The following is a 731-nucleotide window of genomic DNA, read 5'->3' as shown; positions in this document are numbered from 1 at the left end:
GCGCAGGACCGTGGGACGAGCTCGAGCTCGCCTGGACCGGGCTGCACCCGCTGGAGCGTGTCGACAGCGGCACGCGCGCGCTGATCACCGATTCGCAGCCGCTGCTGCCGGAGCTGGCGCGGCTGCTGGTCGAGACGCCGATGCGCTGCTTCCGCGGCCGCTCGCTGCGCGAGCTGCTGCACCCGCAGCGCGTCAGCCCGGCAGCGCTCGACGAACTGCAGTCGACGCTCGGCCCGGCGCTGTTCACGTCGGCCCACTGGCTGTGGACCGAGCCGCTGCGCACGCTCGGGCTGACCGGGCTGCAGCTCGCCCGCTGCGGCGGCCAGCCACAGGAGGCGAAACGCATCCTCGAACAACAGCAGCAATCGATGCTGCGGATGGGCGGCGCGTTGCAGCCCGCCTGATCCCGACCACTTCCACCCACCACCACCACGCACCTACAGGAGCATTTCCATGGCCAAGGCCCCGCCCTCTCCCGCCCGCGGCACGCGCCGCACCGCCCCCGTCGCCGACACCGCCCCCGAGGCGCAGGCTGACACGCCCACCGAGCAGACGACACAACAGACGCAGCAGTGGGGCGGGCACAACCCGTCCACCGACCAACTCACCCAGCTGCTGCTGACCGTGCTGACCCGCGCCAACCAGCAGATCCCGACCCCCACCGGGCTGATCGGTCCGGCGCTCGACGTGGCGCTGCGCTTCCAGACGCTATCGGCCCAGCTGTCCACGCT

Annotated in this window: 2 protein-coding genes; both read left to right on the top strand. The window is 72.2% G+C overall.

Annotation, left to right across the window (positions count from 1 at the left end; genetic code table 11):
• Window positions 1-404, top strand: a 404-nt coding sequence (locus AC1D15_RS35625) for a hypothetical protein (RefSeq protein ID WP_477829802.1), incomplete at its 5' end; no start/stop codon positions are given.
• Between the two features lie 49 nt (window positions 405-453).
• Window positions 454-731, top strand: a 278-nt coding sequence (locus AC1D15_RS35620) for a hypothetical protein (protein ID WP_477829801.1), incomplete at its 3' end; no start/stop codon positions are given.

The sequence above is a fragment of the Rhizobacter sp. P2_H2 genome (genome assembly GCF_056403375.1).
Note: the sequence above shows the minus strand (reverse complement) of the source record. Positions and strands in the feature narration are given on the sequence as shown.